At 68.4% G+C, this 18,215-nt stretch carries 10 protein-coding genes and 3 pseudogenes; 11 read left to right on the top strand and 2 right to left on the bottom strand.

The annotated features are described in order from the left end of the window. Positions 1-121: 121 nt before the first annotated feature. Positions 122-2,344, bottom strand: a complete 2,223-nt coding sequence (glgX, locus tag ACFYWI_RS01360) for a glycogen debranching protein GlgX (protein ID WP_389224428.1) — start codon at positions 2,342-2,344, stop codon at positions 122-124. Positions 2,345-2,603: 259 nt separating this feature from the next. Here glgX and ACFYWI_RS01365 point away from each other — a divergent pair, with 259 nt between their 5' ends. From ACFYWI_RS01365 to ACFYWI_RS01390, 6 genes are all read left to right on the top strand, one after another. Then, positions 2,604-3,830 (top strand): Ig-like domain-containing protein, encoded by a 1,227-nt coding sequence (locus ACFYWI_RS01365; RefSeq protein WP_389223660.1) that lies wholly within the window; start codon positions 2,604-2,606, stop codon positions 3,828-3,830. A 240-nt stretch (positions 3,831-4,070) separates the two neighbouring features. After that, entirely contained in the window at positions 4,071-5,309 is a 1,239-nt protein-coding gene (locus tag ACFYWI_RS01370) for an Ig-like domain-containing protein (RefSeq protein ID WP_389223663.1), read from the top strand. Between the two features lie 120 nt (positions 5,310-5,429). Further along, the gene (locus ACFYWI_RS01375; RefSeq protein WP_389223671.1) at positions 5,430-6,197 is read left to right on the top strand and encodes an enoyl-CoA hydratase/isomerase family protein; all 768 of its coding nucleotides are present in this window, start codon (positions 5,430-5,432) and stop codon (positions 6,195-6,197) included. Positions 6,198-6,461: 264 nt separating this feature from the next. Then, positions 6,462-6,965, top strand: coding sequence for an ATP-binding protein (locus ACFYWI_RS01380; protein WP_389223674.1), 504 nt, complete (start codon positions 6,462-6,464; stop codon positions 6,963-6,965). Between the two features lie 389 nt (positions 6,966-7,354). After that, on the top strand, positions 7,355-8,140 hold the full coding sequence (locus tag ACFYWI_RS01385) for a polysaccharide deacetylase family protein (protein ID WP_389223677.1): 786 nt from the start codon (positions 7,355-7,357) through the stop codon (positions 8,138-8,140). Then, on the top strand, positions 8,140-9,330 hold the full coding sequence (locus ACFYWI_RS01390; protein WP_389223680.1) for a hypothetical protein: 1,191 nt from the start codon (positions 8,140-8,142) through the stop codon (positions 9,328-9,330). Before ACFYWI_RS01385 ends, ACFYWI_RS01390 begins: the two co-directional genes overlap by 1 nt. 91 nt (positions 9,331-9,421) lie before the next feature. Here the strand turns inward: ACFYWI_RS01390 and ACFYWI_RS01395 are convergent. Continuing rightward, positions 9,422-10,059, bottom strand: a pseudogene (locus tag ACFYWI_RS01395) (GNAT family N-acetyltransferase). A gap of 105 nt (positions 10,060-10,164) precedes the next feature. On the opposite strand from ACFYWI_RS01395, the gene ACFYWI_RS01400 reads away from it, so the two are divergent. The 5 genes and pseudogenes from ACFYWI_RS01400 to ACFYWI_RS01420 all read left to right on the top strand — a co-directional run bounded on the left by ACFYWI_RS01400 (position 10,165) and on the right by ACFYWI_RS01420 (position 17,212). Then, positions 10,165-10,380, top strand: coding sequence for an EF-hand domain-containing protein (locus ACFYWI_RS01400; protein ID WP_384044606.1), 216 nt, complete (start codon positions 10,165-10,167; stop codon positions 10,378-10,380). Positions 10,381-10,986: 606 nt separating this feature from the next. After that, a complete protein-coding gene (locus ACFYWI_RS01405) occupies positions 10,987-11,388 on the top strand; it encodes an SseB family protein (RefSeq protein ID WP_389223684.1) in 402 nt (133 codons plus the stop codon). Beyond that, positions 11,385-12,032 (top strand): annotated as a pseudogene (locus tag ACFYWI_RS01410) (hypothetical protein). Before ACFYWI_RS01405 ends, ACFYWI_RS01410 begins: the two are co-directional and overlap by 4 nt. Then, a pseudogene (locus tag ACFYWI_RS01415) lies at positions 12,032-16,656 on the top strand (putative T7SS-secreted protein). The pseudogenes ACFYWI_RS01410 and ACFYWI_RS01415 overlap by 1 nt, the downstream one beginning before the upstream one ends. Further along, a complete protein-coding gene (locus ACFYWI_RS01420) occupies positions 16,628-17,212 on the top strand; it encodes a hypothetical protein (protein WP_389223687.1) in 585 nt (194 codons plus the stop codon). Before ACFYWI_RS01415 ends, ACFYWI_RS01420 begins: the two are co-directional and overlap by 29 nt. The last annotated feature ends 1,003 nt before the right edge of the window (positions 17,213-18,215 follow it).

Consider the following 18,215-nt stretch of genomic DNA (forward strand, 5'->3'; position numbering starts at 1 on the left):
CACCACTGACAACGCTCATGTGGTTTTCTCCTCCGTCGTCTGCCCGGATCCGTGGTCGCGACGCGGTGCCGGCGGGCGGCCGGCACCCGGCCGACGGCCGCCCGCCGGCACCCCCACTGCCCTACCCCCGGACCTTCAGCAGCAGCACCGACCGCGGAGGTACCGTCACCACCGCGCCGCCCTCGTGCACCGTTCCCGGGGCGGCGTCCTGGTCTTCCCTCGAGGTGTCGACCACCAGCTCGTACGCCGAGGCCCACGGCGCGCCCGGCAGCGTGAACCGTGCCGGCCGGTGCGCCGCGTGCAGGATCGTCAGAAAGCTGTCGTCCGTCACCTGTGCGCCCCGGGCGTCCCGGCCCGGGATGTCGCGCCCGGACAGGTACAACGCGAGCGTGGCGGAAGGGGCGTACCAGTCCCGTTCCGTCATCTCCGTACCGTGCGGGGTGAACCAGGCGAGGTCCCGCAGGCCGTCCGCCGCCTGCCGGCGCCCGGAGAAGAAGGCCCGGCGGCGCAGCACCGGATGGGACTGGCGCAGGGCCAGCAGCCGCCTGGTCAGCGCCAGCAGTCCGGCCTGCTCCGGCTGGTCCGGCAGCGACCAGTCCAGCCAGCTGACCTCGTTGTCCTGGCAGTACGCGTTGTTGCTGCCGCCCTGCGTACGGCCCATCTCGTCGCCCGCGACCAGCATCGGCACACCCGTCGACAGCAGCAGCGTGGTCAGCAGATTGCGCACCTGCCTGCGGCGCAGCGCATTGACCTGCGGGTCGTCCGTCTCGCCTTCGGCGCCGCAGTTCCAGGACCGGTTGTCGTTCGTGCCGTCCCGGTTGCCCTCGCCATTGGCCTCGTTGTGCTTCTGCTCGTAGCTGACCAGGTCACGCAGGGTGAAGCCGTCGTGGGCGGTGACGAAGTTGATGGACGCGTACGGCCGCCTGCCGCCCCATGCGTACAGATCACTGGAGCCGGACAACCGGTAGCCGAGATCTCTCACATCGGGCAGCGCGCCGCGCCAGAAGTCCCTTACGGCGTCCCGGTAGCGGTCGTTCCACTCCGTCCACAGCGGCGGGAAGGCCCCTACCTGGTAGCCGCCGTTGCCCACGTCCCACGGCTCCGCGATCAGCTTCACCCTGCGCAGCACCGGGTCCTGGGCGATCACGGCCAGGAACGGGGAGAGCATGTCGACGTCGTGCATGGAACGCGCCAGTGCCGCCGCCAGGTCGAAGCGGAAGCCGTCCACGCCCATTTCGGTCACCCAGTAGCGCAGCGAATCGGTGATCAGCCGCAGCACATGGGGCTGCACCACATGCAGCGTATTGCCGCACCCTGTGTAGTCCGCATATCGCCGGGAATCCGACTGCAGGCGGTAGTAGCCGCGGTTGTCGATCCCGCGCAGCGACAGCATCGGACCCAGCTCGCCGGCCTCCGCGGTGTGGTTGTAGACCACGTCCAGGATGACCTCTATGCCCGCAGCGTGCAGCGCCCGCACCATCCGCTTGAACTCGCCGACCTGCTGCCCGCGTGTCCCGCGCGAGGCGTATCCGGCGTGCGGGGCGAAGTAGCCGATGGAGTTGTAACCCCAGTAGTTGCGCAGACCCCGGCGCAGCAGATGGTCCTCGTGCGCGAACTGGTGCACCGGCAGCAGTTCGACCGCCGTCACGCCGAGCGACACCAGATGCTCTATCGCCGCGGGGTGCGCGAGCCCCGTGTACGTGCCCCGCAGCTCTTCGGGAATTCCCGGGTGCAGCCTGGTGAACCCGCGGACATGCAGCTCGTAGATGACCGAGTCCGCCCAGGGGGTCTTGGGCCTGCGGTCGTCCATCCACTCGTCGCCGTCGGCCTCGTCGTGGACGACGACCCCTTTGGGTACGAAGGGAGCCGAGTCCCGCTCGTCGCGCACCGTGTCGGCGACATGCTGCTGCGGCCAGTCCCGCACATGCCCGTACACCTCGGGCGGCAGCGAGAAGTCGCCGTCCACAGCCCGTGCGTAGGGGTCGAGCAGCAGCTTCGCCGGATTCCAGCGCGCACCCGTCCATGGGTCCCACCGCCCGTGCACCCGGTAGCCGTACCGCTGCCCGGGCCGGATTCCCGGCACGAAACCGTGCCAGATCTCGTGCGTCAGCTCGGTCAGGGGAAGGCGTGTCTCACCGGCGGCCGCACCCGCCTCGTCGAACAGACACAGCTCGACGGCCTCCGCCCCGCCCGCCCACAGCGCGAAGTTGGTGCCCGCGACCCCGTCGGGCCCGACCCGGTAGCGTGCCCCGAGCGGTGTCGGCGCACCCGGCCACACCGGCGGCGTGCGGACAACGCCCGGCTCTCTGTGCCGGCCGTTGACGCCGGCCACCGTCGCAGGCAGGCCGGGCAGCTCGCCCCGCGCTCCCTCCTGCGCTGTCTCCTGCTCGGCTGCGCTCGACACCTGCCGGCCTCCCGCGGCTCGCCCCCGCGTGCACCCGCCCGCGGCGTCCCGGCCGCGAGCACCCCACGCGTGGTCCTCCCACCAGTTCTGCCCGCACCACCCTGCTCCCAACATGGCCGGGCACTCACGTTTCCCCCTCCGTTCGCCCTCACGTCGCCCTCGACGTTTCCCCTGGAGGGGGGCAGTCGTTGGTCGACACGTGACACATGTACTGAAGAGGGCGGGGCGCGCCGTCGTGCTCGCCCTGGCAGGGGCAGGACTGATCGCGGGGCTCGTCGGATGCACCGGCGGCAGCACCGCCGTCGGTGACAAACCACGGGCACCCGAGGACACGATCCGCATCACGCCCGCGGACGGCTCGAAAGGGGTCGGCCCCGAGGGCGGCCTCCGGGTGAGAGTGACGAGCGGTCGTCTGGAGCGGGTGGAGGTGACCCAGGTCGAGGACGCGAACCCCACCGAGGTCCGCGGCCAGATCTCCGAGGACGGCCTGCGCTGGGCCCCCGACGAGGGCGACCGGCTGGAGCTGGCGGCCAAGTACAGCGTCGACGTGGTGGCGCTGGACGGCAACGGTCTTCGCACGGCCCGCCACTCCACCTTCACGACCGCCGTCCCCGAGCACCGCTTCATCGGCTACTTCAAGCCCGAGAACCGCTCGACCGTCGGCACCGGAATGATCGTCTCGTTCGCCTTCAACCGGGAGATCGAGAACCACGCGGCTGTCGAACGAGCCATCCGCATCACGTCCGAGCCGCCCGTCGAGGTCGTGGGCCACTGGTTCGGCAACGACCGCCTCGACTTCCGGCCGCGCTCCTACTGGGCACCGGGCACCCAGGTCACCATCGACCTGCGGCTGCGCGACGTCGAGGGGGCGCCCACCGTGTACGGCATCCAGCAGCGGACCGTCGGCTTCACGGTCGGCCGCTCACAGGTCTCCCTGGTGGACGCCGCGGCCCACCTCATGCAGGTACGGCGGGACGGAGAACTGCTGGCGACGGTGCCGATCACGGCGGGTGCGCCCAAGTCGCCGACGTACAACGGAAAGATGGTGGTCTCCGAGATGTACGACGTGACCCGGATGAATGGTGCCACGGTCGGTTTCAAGCAGCGCAACGGTAAGGGCGAGTACGACATCAAGGACGTACCGCACGCGATCCGTCTGACCACCTCGGGCACTTTTCTGCACGGGAACTACTGGGCCGACCCGAGCACCTTCGGCTCGGCGAACGTCAGCCACGGCTGTGTCGGCCTGCGAGACGTCAAGGGCGGCAGCAGCGACGCCCCGGCCGGCTGGTTCTTCGACCGCACCCTGATCGGCGATGTGGTGGAAGTGGTCAACTCGAAGGACAAGCGGGTCGCTCCGGACAACGGCCTCGGCGGCTGGAATCTGGACTGGACCAGCTGGAAGGCGGGTTCCGCTCTGAACTGAGCCCGCGCCCCTTCTGCCTGTCCGCCAGGCCGCCTCGCCTCTCGCACGCCTGTCGCACGCCCCTTGCACCGCCTCCGTATTCGCTCAGCCGATTCCGATGGACGACTTGGGACTGAACGGTGACATTCGCGGGGACTTTGCATGACGTGCCGTGTGATTATCTAGCGCCGTGCGTGCATGTGGAGCGCGTGGGGGTGCGGGCCGTGGCGGTGCCAGGCCGCGTGAGGGGAGAACACGACTGTGAACGGGCAGCCGATATCGGGGGCATCGGCCAGGACCGGACGCTGGCGCGGGGGCGCCGCGCTGTCCGCACTGGTACTGGGGGCGATGCTGGTTGTGACGGCTTGCGCCGGCGGGAGCTCGGACAAGGGCGGCGACGGCGGCAAGAAGGGCGGCGGGCAGGACGGGAACGCGGCCTCCCAGGCCGTTGTGACCGTCGCACCCAAGGATGGCGCCGACGCGGTCGCCACCAGCGGTGCGCTCAAGGTCACCGCGACCAAGGGCAAACTGACCACGGTCACCGTGCAGGACGACAAGGGCACGAAGATCGAGGGCAAGCTGGCAGGGGACGGGGCGAGCTGGGAGCCCCAGCAGCATCTGGCCGGCGCCACCAAGTACAAGGTGCACGCCGTCGCCAAGGACGCCGAGGGCCGTGAGTCGGCCAAGGACACCACGTTCACCACGCTCGTGCCGCAGAACACCTTCATCGGGCACTACACGCCCGAGGACGGTTCGACGGTCGGCGTGGGCATGCCTGTCTCGATCAACTTCACCCGGGGCATCACCGACCCGAAGGCCGTCGAGAACGCCATCAAGGTCACCGCCGAGCCGTCCGTGCCGATCGAGGGCCACTGGTTCGGCAACGACCGCCTGGACTTCCGGCCCGAGAAGTACTGGGCCGCGGGCACCAAGGTGACCGTGAAGCTCAACCTGGACGGCGTCGAGGGCCGTCCCGGGGTGTACGGCAAGCAGGCCAAGACCGTCTCGTTCACCATCGGCCGCAGCCAGGTCTCCACGGTCGACGCGAGCGCGCACACCATGAAGGTCGTGCGCGACGGAAAGCAGATCAAGAACATCCCGATCACCGCGGGCGCGCCGTCGACCACCACGTACAACGGCCAGATGGTCATCAGCGAGAAGTACAAGGTGACCCGGATGAACGGAGCCACCGTCGGCTTCGGTGGCGAGTACGACATCAAGGACGTGCCGCACGCGATGCGGCTGTCCTCCTCGGGTACCTTCATGCACGGCAACTACTGGGCCTCGGCAGGGACGTTCGGTTCGGCCAACGTCAGCCACGGCTGTGTGGGCCTGCGGGACGTCCGCGGCGCCGGTGACGGCGGCACCCCGGCGGCCTGGATGTACAACAACTCGATCATCGGCGATGTGGTGATCGTGAAGAACTCCAAGGACAAGCAGATCGCTCCGGAGAACGGCCTGAACGGCTGGAACATGCCCTGGTCGGAGTGGGTCGCCTGAGAGCTTCACCGCCAAGAGCTTCGCCGCGGGCCCGGTGCTGTGAGCAACAGCACCGGGCCCGCGCATGTGCCGCGCTCTGCGGGGGCAGACCCCTCGGGCCCCCAGGGCTAACCTGCCCCCATGACTGTTTCCCTCGAAGTCTCCGACGGCGTCGGTACCATCCGCCTGGACCGCCCTCCGATGAACGCCCTGGACATCGCGACCCAGGACCGGCTGCGCGAGCTCGCCGAGGAGGCGACCCGGCGCGACGACGTGCGGGCCGTGATCCTGTACGGCGGCGAGAAGGTGTTCGCGGCGGGCGCGGACATCAAGGAGATGCAGGCCATGGACCACACGGCGATGGTCGTGCGCTCCCGCGGCCTGCAGGAGTCCTTCACCGCCGTCGCCCGTATCCCCAAGCCCGTCGTCGCGGCCGTCACCGGCTACGCGCTCGGCGGCGGCTGCGAGCTCGCGCTCTGCGCCGACTACCGGATCGCCGCGGACAACGCCAAGCTGGGCCAGCCGGAGATCCTGCTCGGCCTGATCCCCGGCGCCGGCGGCACCCAGCGCCTCTCCCGGCTGATCGGTCCCTCCCGGGCCAAGGACCTGATCTTCACCGGCCGCATGGTGAAGGCGGACGAGGCGTTCACGCTCGGCCTGGTCGACCGGGTCGTCCCGGCCGCCGAGGTGTACGAGCAGGCTCACGCCTGGGCAGCGGGGCTCGCCAAGGGGCCGGCGCTCGCGCTGCGGGCGGCGAAGGAGTCCGTGGACACGGGCCTGGAGACGGACATCGAGACAGGCCTCGCGGTCGAACGGACCTGGTTCGCGGGTCTGTTCGCGACCGAGGACCGGGAGCGCGGTATGCGCAGCTTCGTCGAGGAGGGTCCGGGCAAGGCCAAGTTCCTCTGATCGGAGTTGAGTTGGCGCGGCGCTTCGGCGGCGCGTCAATTCCGTGACCGGCCCGGCCCAACCTTAAGGCGGGATTAAGCCGTAGCCGTGCGGCGTGCGCGGCGCTCCTCGACAGGCTCGGCGTCAGCGCAGATCAGGGCGGGTGTGAGGGGTCGCGTCAGGCCGGAGGCATATGCCGTACGGCATCCCCGGAACTACTCGTTCCGGGGACCCTATTCCCCGGGAACGGTCACGCGGTGGGGCTGTTGCGGCCATGATGGAGGCATGGCGGGCCTGGAGGGTGTGGGACAACCGCGGCAGCGCGCGCATGCGGGCGCCGCATGGGGGGCACCGGCCGTCGATGACGAACAGGCGCTCAAGGCGCTGGAGTTGTTCGGCAATCCGGCGGAAGGGGAAGTGCGACTGCCGTCCCGTCCTGAATCCGCCGCCACCGCACGCCGGCTGACGCAGTGTGTGGTTCTGCGTCAATGGGCCCTGTCCGCGCAGATCGGCGAGCATGCAGTCCTGCTCGTTTCGGAGTTGGTCGGTAACGCGGTGCGCCACACGGGTGCGCGGGTCTTCGGGCTGCGCATGCTCCGGCGGCGCGGCTGGATCCGGGTGGAGGTGCGTGATCCCTCCCGCGGGCTGCCGTGTCTGATGCCGGTCCAGGAGATGGACACCAGTGGCCGCGGCCTCTTCCTCGTCGACAAGCTCTCCGACCGGTGGGGTGTGGATCTGCTGCCGCGTGGCAAGACCACCTGGTTCGAGATGCGCGTCAGTGACCACTGACGTACGCAACCCGGTCGCACAGAAGCCCCCTCGTGCCGAAGACGGCGCCGCGGGGGCTTCTGTGTGGAGCGCCGTGGATTGGGGGGTGTATCCACGGCGGCCTGAGACGACCTGGCCCGGGTCAATGGGGGTCGCGTTCCCGACTATGACAGACGGGCGCCCCATCGCCAAAAGTGCAGACTCGGACATATTTCAGCAAAACCGTATTCATCGGAAGTGAATCATAGGTGAAGTGGCCCACCTGCCTGTGAATCGATGAATAACTATCGGTTGCGGTGAGTGTTTCGCGGATTCTGTGGAGATCGACAGGCGCTGCGGCCGCGACCCGAAGCTCTGCCCATTGGGTCAATCGTTATCTTTCCGGCATCTCGCACCTATTGTGCTTATCCGTGAACCCGATCGACCGTCGCAGTGCTCTGCGCGCAGGAGCCGGCGCGGCCGTCGCCGGCGCGCTCGCCACGGGCTGCGCCGCCGACGGTCCCGCGCCGCCGGCGCCCCCGGCGCACGCCGCGCCGACGCGGCCCACCACCCCGTCCCGCCGCCGTCCGGCCGCCGGGCCCCGCCGCTTCCCCGAACAGCCCGCCGAGATCGCGCACGGCCCACGGGGCCGCGACCTGGTGGCCCTCACCTTCCACGGACAGGGCGACCCGGCGACGGCAACGGCGGTGCTGGCCGAGGCCGAACGCGCCGGTGCCCGGATCACCGTGCTCGCCGTCGGCAGCTGGCTGGACGAGCACCCCTCGCTCGCTCGCCGGATCCTCGACGGCGGACACGAACTCGGCAATCACACCCAGCGCCACTTGAGCATCTGCGAGATGCCGGAGCAGCAGGCGTACGCCGAGATCACCGCATGCGCCGACCGCCTGCGCCGGCTCACCGGCTCCATCGGTACCTGGTTCCGTCCCTCGCGCACCCGGCACGCGACCCCGCTCGTCACCGGTCTCGCCCGCCGGGCCGGCTATCCGCACGTCCTCTCCTACGACGTCGACTCCCTCGACTTCACCTCGCCCGGCGCCCCGGCCGTCACGAGCAATGTCACCGGGCAGATCCAGCGCGGGTCGGTCGTGAGCCTGCACTTCGGCTACGCGGACACGGTCGCCGCTCTGCCCGCCCTCCTCGACGAACTCCACCGCCGCCGACTGCGTGCGGTGACCACCACGGAGCTGCTGATCTGATGCATCCGACGACTCCTTTCACCAGGCGGACCGCGGCGCTGCTCGCGGGCGTCCTCCTCGCCCTGCTCGCGGGCTGCGGCTCGGGCGGCACGACCACCGAGGCGGGCGTCACCCGCGCCGCCGCCCCGCCGGACAGGCACAGGAAGGCCGCGGCCTCGGGCCAACTGCCCGGCATGCCGCCCGTTCTGGACCCCGAGGACGTCTATGCCGCCGACCGCCCGGGCATGTTCTCGCCGACGGTCAAGGGCTTCCCGTCCCGGATCTACGTCCCCAACACCAACTCCAACACCGTCTCGGTGATCGACCCGAAGACGTACAAGGTCATCGAGACCGTCCCGGTCGGTGCGCAGCCGCAGCACGTCGTCCCGTCCTGGGACCTGAAGACGCTGTGGGTCAACAACAACCGCGGCCACACACTCACCCCGATCGACCCGGCGACCGGTGCCGCGGGCAGGCCCGTCGATGTCCACGATCCGTACAACCTGTACTTCACGCCCAACGGCAAGTACGCGATCGTCATGGCGTCCCTCGACCGTGAGCTCGTCTTCCGCGATCCGCACACCATGGAGACGAAGAAGACGGAGCCGGTCTCCTGCTACGGCGTCAACCACGCCGACTTCTCGGCGGACGGCAGGTACTTCATCGTCTCCTGTGAGTTCTCGGGTGAGCTGCTCAAGGTCGACACGGAGAAGATGAAGGTCATCGGGCAGCAGAGGCTGCCCTTCAAGGGAGCGATGCCGCAGGACGTGAAGCTCTCCCCGGACGGCAGAACCTTCTACATCGCCGACATGATCGCGCACGGCATGTGGGTGCTGGACGGCGAGAAGTTCACCCGGCCGACGCTGCTGCCCACCGGCAAGGGCGCCCACGGCCTCTACATCAGCCGTGACTCCAAGGAGATGTACATCCCCAACCGCGGCGAGGGCTCCGTCTCCGTCTTCGACTTCCGGCGGAACAAGCTGGCCAAGAAGTGGTGGCTTCCGGACGGGGGCAGCCCCGACATGGGCGGGGTCTCGAACGACGGCAAGGTGCTGTGGCTCTCCGGGCGCTATCACTCCGAGGTGTACGCCATCGATACGCGGACCGGCAGGCAGCTCGCCCGTATCCCGGTGGGCAGCGGCCCGCACGGGCTCGCGGTCTATCCGCAGCCCGGCCGCTACTCGCTCGGCCACACCGGCATCTTCCGGTAGACGTCCGGCCCCGCGCCCGGACGGTGCCGCAGGGCCGGACGTTCGCAGCCCCGGACCGCACCGCGGTCCCGGGCGGGTGCGGTCGGATGGCTCAGCCGGCCGTCAGGATCGCCTCCGACGCCACCGGCCGGAACCCCGCCTTCTGGAACAGCCGGACGCTGCGCGCATTTCCCGGCGACTGCTGGGACCACACCACCGCGTCGGGCACCAACTGGCGGGCCGCTCGTGCCAGGGCCGGACCGAGACCGCGGCCCCGTGCCTCCTCCTCGAGCTCGAGTGCGATCTCCCACCGGCCCGCGAGCCCCCGTCCGAGGATCAGCACTCCTCCGTCGGCGGCCCATACCCGTACGTCGTCGCGGTACTTCAGGGCGCGGGCGACCCTGAGGTGTTCCGGGTCCTCGATCTCGCGCAGCGGACATCGGGCGTACCGGGCAGGGCGCCTGCCACCGTCACCAGGTCGATGGTGTTCATGGAACGGCCGGTGCGGGCCATCAGCGCACACAGAAAGCCCGGGTTCATCGCTGCGGCCAGCCCGTCCGAGTCGGTGGCGGCGAGCTGGGCCCTCACCCACTGAGGGTCCTCGTCCGTGAAGACCACGGAGTGCGCGGTGAAGGCCACCACTCCGGCGTCACGGGTGCTCGGCTGGGGCACCACGCTCACCGCGCCGTCCTGTGGCGGAAACTCCCCCTGTGCCGCGGCGGCCAGAATCCGCGTCAGTTCCCTGCTCATCCCACGTCCTTCCCTGTCCCTGGTACGGGACTCCCCTCCATGATCGGCGAGCGTCGGCCGATAATCTGACCCCTGTCAGTAATGCACCAAGAAGGGGCGGAAGCAGTGGCGGACATCGAAGAGGCGCGCAAGGCGTTCGAGCGCTACGACCTGAACGGCGACGGCCTGATCACGGCGGCCGAGTACAAGAGCGTGATGGCGCAGCTGGGCGACTTCAACGTCACCGAGACCGTCGCCGAAGCGGTGATCAGGACCAAGGACGCCAACGGCGACGGTCAGCTGACCTTCGACGAGTTCTGGGCCTCGCTCAACCAGGCCTGAGTCCTTTGCCGGGGTCTCGCGGCCCCGACGGTTCCGCGCGGCGGCTCCGGAGCGCTCCACCACGCTCCGGGGCCGCCGGCTCAGGAAACCGTGAACGGCTCAGCACTCGATGATGTTCACGGCGAGGCCGCCGCGCGCGGTCTCCTTGTACTTGACCGATACGGAAGCGGCATCTGATCAAGCTTCTGACCTCGGATTTCTTACGATTCTCGGCTCAGAGTCGCCGCATCAGGGACTTTCCAGGGATATTTTATCCTGAACAGGGACTGCCACGAGTGTTCCTTCTCCTTGGCGGGCAGCCTGTGACGCGGCGTCATGCGACGCGACCGCTCAAGCGGGATGATCTGGTGTGCTCCGGCCCGGCACCTCGGGCAGCCGCTCCAGCAGCCCCGGCCTGTTGCAGACCCGCGAATCAGACGTCACACAAAGGCCGAAGTCCTGCGTTGCTCACGGGAATGATCGCGTGACAGCATTGCTTGAGTGACTGAGAACGGGGAGGACATACCGAAGCCTCAACGCGTTTCGCCGCTGGCCGAGTTGGTGGCTGCGTCGGTTCCGGCGACACAGCCGGAGCCCCCCTCGGAGTCGGAACCGGAGACAGTTCCGGTGGCGCCGCAGGCTCCGGAACAGACCGCGTCAGACGCGGAACCGGCCGACGAGGTGGTAGCGCGACGGGAGTTCGCGCATGTGCTGGGGGAGTTTCGGCGCAACGCGGTGCTGGTGCCGTTCGATGCGTACGGGAGTCTGTGGACCGCGGAGCAGGGCGGGGTGCGGTGGATCTGTGCGTTCTCGGACGAGGAGGCGTTGGCCGACTTCGCGCGGGCTCGTGGGGAGGCGGAGCGGGAGTGGGCGTACCGGACGATTCTGGGTGCGCGTCTGCTGGATGTGATGGTGCCGGGACCGGCGGGGGTCGCGCTGGATGCCGGCAGTGACGAGGGCATGTTGTTTCCGCCGGTTGCGGGCATCGTGCCCGATGCGGTGGCGGTTGATCTCGGGGGGACAGTGTGAGCGGGAACGATCCTGATCTGCAGGCGCCGCCGGTGGCGCTGCTGGCCATCGCGATGGGCATCGATCTGGCGCATGCCGAGCTGAAGGAGCTCGGCATGATCGGTGAGGCGACCACCGGGCGGGGGTTCTCTGATCTGGCGCTGTCGGGGCTGGAGTTGGGTCATGCCGGTCTGACGGAGCAGTTCACGACGTTCTGCGAGCGCTGGGAGTGGGGGGTTCGGGCCCTGACCATCTAGGGCAATGCCTTCGCGCAGGGTGTGGGCCTGTCGGTCGGTGCGTACGCCGAGCAGGAGCAGTACGTCAAGGACTCGATCAAGATTGGCGTCAACTCGCTGAACGGGAACCCGCACCTGAGCGAGGACGAGGTCAAACAGATGAGCTGGGACAAGATCAGCTCCCAGACCGTGTTCGACAACCCCGACTGGAGCAAAGAGTCGATGGTCGAGGCGCACCAGGAGGTGAAGCAGACCTGGAGGAACACCGGGTACGACGTGATGGACGCACAGATGGACTCGATGGAGCGCTCCGGCGTGATCGATCCGAAGCTGCGTGAGCAGATGGATGCGGAGTTCCGCGAGATGTTCGACCCGGACGAGGCGACCGTCGCGCAGGCCGAGGAGCCGCGGTGGGGGGAGAGCCGCTGATGGGGGATTTCGGAATCATCGGTGACCTCGCGGGCAAGGCGACGGACAAGATCGTCGACGGGGTCGACGCGGGGATCGACAAGGGCAAGGAGCTCGCAGGCAGGGGCGTCAACTATGTGACGGACCAGGCCGGCGAGTACCTGGAGGACCACGGCTACGCCAAGGTCGCCGATCTCGTCACGGACTGGGGCGACCGCACCGCCTCCTCACTCGGGGCGGAGGTCGGTGAGCAGCAGCTCGGCCAGACCGAGGAGCCGAACGAGCTGATCCATGGCAACCCGACCAAGATCGCCGATTCGGTGAAGAACCTGCGTGACTTCCAGAAGGCGTTCGACCTGGTCGGCGCCGGCATGAGAAGGCTCGACTCCAGCCACTGGAAGGGCGAGGCCGCCAACACCTTCCGGGAGAAGTTCTCCACCCTGCCCACCGACTGGCTGCACGCGGCCGACGCGTTCGACGACGCGGCCGGTGCGCTGGAGCGGTACTCCAACGCCATTACCAGCGCGCAGAGCAAGGCCCGCGAGGCGATTGTCCTGTTCAAGCAGGGCAAGAAGGAGTCCGACGACGCCCGGGACGCCCACAACGAGAAGGTCATCGCGTACAACGCCGTCCGCACCAGCGACAACCCGTTGTCCCACCCCGGCGAACTCTCCGACCCCGGGCTCGCCACGATGGAACGCGCCCAGGAGATCCTCAACGACGCCCGCAAGGCGCGCAACGAAGCAGCCGACCTCGCCAAAGGCGCCGTCACGGCCGCGATGGCCCACGCCCCCAAGGAACCCAAAGGCCGCGAGAAACTCAAGCTCGAGCTCGCCGACTGGAGCATGGCCACCGGCGTCGAGAACATGCACGTGCTGGGCGGTGCCGCCAAAGGCACCGCCGGGCTGATCAACTTCGTCCGCTCCGTCAACCCGATCGACGGCTACAACCTCACCCACCCGGCCGAGTACTACAAGGGCGTCAACATGACGCTCGCCGGCCTGGTCTCCACCGCCGCCAACCCCGACCGCGCCCTGGCGAACGCCTGGGAAACGCTCAAGAGCGACCCCAGCGAATTCTGGGGCCGCCTCATACCCGAAGCCGCCGGAACCAAAGGCACAGGGCTGCTACGAGGCGGCCTCCGTGCGGGGATGCGCAACGGCGTCAAGCCGCCCAAGGGCTCCCGCGGGGACCACGGACACAACCCGGACAGCAACGGCCGGCGATGCAGCGAGACGGTGTGCAAGAAGGACCCGATCGACATCGCGACCGGCCGCATGCTCCTGCCACAGACGGACATCGCCCTACCGGGCTCCCTGCCCTTGGTGTTCCGTCGCACCTTCGACTCCTCACGCCGCGCCGTCGGCTGGTTCGGCCCGGCATGGTCATCCACCGTCGACCAACGGCTGGAGATCGACTCCGAGGGCGTCATCTTCAGCTGTGCCGAGGGCAGCCTGCTCGCCTACCCCCACCCCGCCCCAGGTGTTCCGGTCATGCCCACGCACGGCCGCCGCTGGCCCCTGGACCGGGTGGACGACGGCTACACGATCACCGATCCCGACACCGGGCGGGTCTGGCACTTCACCGACCACACCGACGAACGGGCGCTCCTCGCCCAGATCGACGACCGCAACGGCCGCTGGATCACCTTCGAGTACGACGAGGCCGGCGCGCCGACCTCGATCGTCCACCACGGCGGCTACCACCTCAAGCTCGCCACCAGCGACGGTAGGGTCACCGCCCTGCACCTGGCAGGAGCGGCGGCCGACGGCACCGACCAGGAGATCCTCCGCTACGGCTACACCGACGGTCACCTCACCTCGGTCACCAACTCCTCCGGCCAACCTCTGCGCTTCGGCTGCGACGAGCACGGCCGCATCACGTCGTGGACGGACACCAACGGCAGCCGCTACGACTACGTCTACGATGATCAGGATCGCTGCACCTATCAGTCGGGCACCAACGGACATCTCGAATCCACGTTCACCTGGGACGATGTCGACCCGACGACCGGGCTCCGCATGACCACGTTCACCGACGGTCTGGGGCACACCGAGCGTCATCTGATCAACGACCGTGCACAGGTCGTCGCCGAGATCGACGCACTGGGCGCGGTCACGCGTTTCGAGTACGACCGTCACAACCGACTGCTGTCCCGGACGGACCCGCTGGGCCACGCCAGCCGCACCACCTATGACCAGCACGGCCGTATGACGGTGCTGGAACGCCCGGACGGACGGCAGGGGCGGGCCGAGTACAACGAAATCGGTCTCCCCATACGCATCATCGGCACCGACGGCAACGTCACCCGCCAGACCTTCGATGAGCGCGGCAACCGCACATCGGTGACCGATCCCTCGGGCGCGACGACGGAGTTCGCTTACGACGCGGCCGGCCGGCTCACCTCGGTGACGGACCCGCTCGGCGCTACCACCCGGCTGGTCCTGGACCGCCGGGGCCTCCCATCGAGGTCACCGATCCGCTGGGCGCCACGACCCGCTACGAGCACGACGCCTTCGGCCGCACGGTCGGGATCACCGACGCCCTTGGCGCGGACACCCGGATGGAGTGGACGGTCGAGGGCCGGCTCTCACGCCGGACGGCACCTGACGGCACGGTGGAGTCCTGGACGTACGACGGCGAGGGCAACTGCCTCAGCCACACGGACGCGATGGGCGCCACGACCCGTTTCACGTATACCGACTTCGACCTGCTGACGTCCCGCACGTACCGGGACGGCGTCCGGTACGAGTTTTCCCACGACACGAACCTGCGGCTGACACGGGTGACCAACCCGCAGGGCCTGACGTGGGACTACACCTACGACGCGGCAGGCCGACTGGTCACGGAGACGGACTTCGACGGCCGGGCGCTGAGCTACGACTATGACGCTTCTGGCCGTCTGGCCGCCCGGGCGAACGGCCTGGGCCAGACGATCCGATTCGACCGCGACACCCTCGGTCGGATCGTCCGCAAGGACGCCGAAGGGGCGGTCAGCACCTACGAGTACGACGTCTTCGACGAACTGGCGGCAGCGACAGGGCCGGACGCGACACTGGGACGCCTCCGGGACCGCTACGGGCGCCTCGTCTCGGAGACCGTGAACGGCCGCACCCTCTCGTTCTCACACGACGCCGTGGGACGGAGAACTGGTCGGAGAACTCCGGGCGGGTCGACGAGCACGTGGTCGTACGACATCGCGGGACGTCGTACGGAACTGACGTCCTCGGGCCGGAGGCTGTCCTTCACCCACGACGTCCTCGGCCGTGAAACCACCCGCCACATCGCCGACTTCGCCGTCCTGACCTCCTCGTTCGACTCGATGGGCCGCCTCACGGATCAGGAGGTTACCGCCAACTCGGGTCGCCGCCTGCAGCACCGCGCGTACGCCTACCGTGCGGACGGCGGACTCATCGGCATCACCGACGCACTCTCCGGCGCCCGCCGCTTCGACCTGGACGCGGCCGGCCGCGTCACGGCCGTCCATGCACGGGGCTGGACGGAGCAGTACGCCTACGACGACGCCGGAAACCAGACGGAGGCCTCGTGGCCCGCCACCCACCCGTCCCACTCCGCGACGGGCACACGCGCCTACGAGGGCACTCGGATCACCGGCGCGGGGGCCGTCCGCTACGAACACGACGGTCAGGGCCGGATCGTCCTGCGCCAGAAGACCCGTCTCTCCCGGAAGTCCGACACCTGGCGCTACGAGTGGGACGCGGAGGACCGTCTCACCGCGGTGACCACACCGGACGGCACGGTCTGGCGGTACGCGTACGACCCCCTGGGCCGCCGAATATCCAAGCAGTCCCCTTTCGAGACGGTCCACTTCACCTGGGACGGCACGACCCTCTGCGAGCAGACGACCGCGAACGTCGTCCTGACCTGGGACCACGCGGGTCTCCGCCCCCTGGCCCAGACGGAACGCCGCACGGACACGGACGACGAGCGCTTCTTCGCGATCGTCACCGACCTGATCGGCACCCCGGCGGAACTCGTCGACGAATCAGGTGACGTGGCCTGGCGCACCCGCACCACCCTCTGGGGCACGACCACGTGGACCCGCGACGCCACGGCATACACCCCACTCCGCTTCCCGGGCCAATACTTCGACCCCGAATCGGGCCTCCACTACAACCACTTCCGCTACTACGACCCGGAATCGGCCCGCTACCTCACCCAGGACCCCCTGGGTCTGGTCCCTGCCCCGAACCCAGCAACGTATGTCAACAATCCGCACACGTGGAGCGACCCAAGAGGACTTTCACCGTGCCTCTTCCCCAATCGGATGCCGGGCGAACTGGCAGGCGAGCTGGCCGACGCCGAACGTCTCGGAGTAAAGCCCTTGCGTGTCGGCGATGAAGGCTTCGATGACGTCATCAACTCGGGCACGGTGAAGTGGGCGGTGACTGAGGAGGGAGAGCTGGTGTTCATCCCGAAGCACGTTCAAGGCACCGAGCTGAAGCACCCCGTGCTGACGAACGGGGCACCTGTGCGTGCGGCGGGCGAGGCGGAGATCGCCGGAAGCGGTGGCAACTACTTCGGCATGGACATCAACAACCAGAGTGGACACTACTGGCCCTCGCAGGAGAGCCTTGACATCGGGAAGGAGGCATTTGAACGTGCCGGAATCCCCATCCTCTGACCGTTCCCCTGAAACGCGCGGCTGCCACGGGAGCGGGCGCCGGTTCCTCGGCTCTTCGCTGGAGGACCTGGAACGGTACGTGCTGACACCCGAAGCGGGGGCCTGCTCGCTGGAGCACTGGGAACAGTTGCGTGATTTCGCCGTCGGCGGCATGCAGTCCCATGGTCTCTCGTACGAAACCAGGCTCCGATGGGGTCGTCTCGCTCTCTCCGCAATCTCAAGAAAGGAGCGGAGCCAGACGCCACAGCAGGCGATGGCCGAGTCTGCCCACGTGCGTGCCTACATGATCCGGGAATTCGGGGTCAGCAACGCGGATGCGGCTCGGGACCTTCCCGCTCTCTGCTCAGAGATCCTGCGGAACGTGGGAGTGTCGCTGGAGGCAGGCGCGCGGCTCGCCGAAGGGTGGAAATCAGCACCGCGGGATCAGATGCTGCAACTGCGCCGGATCAAGAACATGCTGACTCCGCTGCTTCCCCTCCGCGCACTCCTGGAAGGTGACGACCTCGCCTTCCAGGAGACGCGAGCCTGGCTGGAGCTCGTTCCGCGCCTTCCCTGAACGACGCTCGTCATCAGACACAGCCAACCGCCGCCGGGAAGCGTCACGGTGTATATCGAGCCGCCACGGGCCCATCTACCCTGAGAAGCAGGTCCCACCATGAGTAACGCCCTTAGGGACGAGGTCGAGCGCAGCCTTGGGGATGAGCTTCCCGCCGACTACAAGGAGCTCATCCATGTCTAGGGAGGAAGTGACTGGGACGACTTTCCGAGGACGACGTCGCTCGCGAGGAGTTTTTCCGATCCCTGTGCCGCGCCGACCAGCGGTGCTCCTAATGTTAAGCGACCCGAGGGTGTGACGCTCAGCAAACTCTCCGTTGTTCTGTCATGCGGCAAGGAGGCCGCATCCAGCCTCGCGAGTCGCCTTCGAGGATTTCAGAACAAACCCGACTTCTCGTCTAAATACCGCATCAGCGACGGCCGGAAGTCGTCACTGTGCTGGTCGTGGACGAGCCCGAGAACGAGCGCGGGTATTGGGTCGGGCGGGATGATGTTCGCGCGGAAACGGCGTAGTCGAAGCGGGCCGCCTGGTGACCTTGGGGTCGCTTGCTTCGACGAGGGTGACGGAGCTGGTGACGATGCTGATGTCTTCGGCTGCGGCCGGCCACTCGGTGAACTCGGGCGCTCGTCGTGCCGGCTTGGACAGGCCTTCGCACGGGCGTGCCGCTCACGCGGCTTGTGCCGAACTGGCCGCATCACCGCCGCGGAGGATCGCTCGCTTGGCGTCGGCCGCCACCTGATCGACCGGGCCGTGTTCGGCTGCCGCTTCTTCGACGAGTTCGCGCAGTCGGTCCCGCTCAAGTGGCGCTGGATGAGGGGCCTTCGTCGGAATCCGATTAGGCAGCCATGGCGTCGAGGGATGTCTGTCGCCACACGTCTGCCACAAACTTCCAGGTCGCGGCCCCATCTGCGAGCGAATTCCCAGGGACTTTTCAGGGACTTTCACGTCTGTCCCAGGGAGGTTCCAGGGACTTTCCGCCGCGAAAGCAGGGAAGGCCCTGACA

Origin of the sequence: Streptomyces sp. NPDC002889, from assembly GCF_042888425.1 — a bacterium.
Taxonomy (GTDB): domain Bacteria; phylum Actinomycetota; class Actinomycetes; order Streptomycetales; family Streptomycetaceae; genus Streptomyces.

Excerpts from the sequence above, each read along its gene's own strand:
- ACFYWI_RS01380 (WP_389223674.1), top strand. The coding sequence starts at position 6,462 with ATGGCGGGCCTGGAGGGTGTGGGACAACCGCGGCAGCGCGCGCATGCG.
- ACFYWI_RS01390 (WP_389223680.1), top strand. The coding sequence starts at position 8,140 with ATGCATCCGACGACTCCTTTCACCAGGCGGACCGCGGCGCTGCTCGCG.
- ACFYWI_RS01375 (WP_389223671.1), top strand. The coding sequence starts at position 5,430 with ATGACTGTTTCCCTCGAAGTCTCCGACGGCGTCGGTACCATCCGCCTG.